Annotated in this window: 1 protein-coding gene; it reads right to left on the reverse strand. The window is 47.8% G+C overall.

The genetic code is table 11. The features are described from left to right. Positions 1-137: 137 nt before the first annotated feature. On the reverse strand, positions 138-1,059 hold a 922-nt coding region (locus tag R7Z78_RS24775), incomplete at its 5' end, for an ACT domain-containing protein (protein WP_169643740.1).

A 1,059-nucleotide genomic window follows, 5' to 3' on the forward strand; every position in this document is an offset into this window, starting at 1 on the left:
ACCTCTATTACATCGAATTGATATTGATATAACTGTAGCAGCCTATGTATGAGCTAGATAGCTGATATTTAGCCAAATTGCTCAACTTGTGGACAAGATCGCCCTCACTCTGAACCGGATGTTTTGGCAGTTTCGAATTAGGCAGTGACGGCGTCAGATAACTTCTCGATCAGTTTGTCTCTCAGTTCATTTTGTTGTTCTTCGCTGAGTCTACCGCCAGCTTCGCTAGTGAGAATAAATAAGTCCTCTGCACGTTCGCCGATGGTCGTGATCTTTGCGCCGTGGAGGTTGATATTCAAATCGGCAAAAGTACGTCCGACTTTGGCTAGTAGTCCCGGAGTATCGAGTGCTACAAACTCCATCAAGGTGTGTTTCTTCCCTTTTGTTGGTAAGAAATCGACTTTGGTTTTCACATTGAAGTGTTGAAGTTTATTTGGGGTGCGGCGCGTTTTAATCTTCGTCGGACGACCCGCTTCCAGTACGTGAGTGAGGTGTTTAATCACGGCAGCATGTCGAGATTCGTCAATGGCTTCTCCATGTTGATCGAGCACCATGAAGGTATCAATCACGTGGCCGTCTTTGCTGGTCATAATTTGTGCATCATGAACGTTAAAGTTACGACGGTCGAGCTCAGCCACCACGGTAGCAAACAACGCTGGTTGATCTTTGGTGTAAACGAACACTTCTGTTCCACCGCGCGTAGCCTTTTTGCTGATAAGTACCAGCGGCTTGTTTGGATCATCCATACGCAGCAAATGCGCACAATGCCAAGCGATTTGAGTGTGAGTATGGCGCAAGAAATAGTCGGCTTTGAATCGTTGCCACAACACTTCGATTTGGCGCGCAGAAAACCCTTCTTTGCGCAGCAATGCGGACGCCATCTGTTGGTTATGGCGAATCCGCTCACGCACACCAACCGGATTTTCTAATCCGCGACGCAGTGCGCGTTGCGTTGAGTAGAAGAGCTCGGCAAGCAGCGTGCGTTTCCAAGCATTCCACAGCTCTGGATTGGTTGCGCAAATATCCGCAACCGTTAGACACACTAAATACTCAAGAGAC

The sequence above is a fragment of the Vibrio sp. 1167 genome, from assembly GCF_033340375.1.
In the GTDB taxonomy this organism is placed as follows: Bacteria; Pseudomonadota; Gammaproteobacteria; order Enterobacterales; family Vibrionaceae; genus Vibrio; species Vibrio alginolyticus.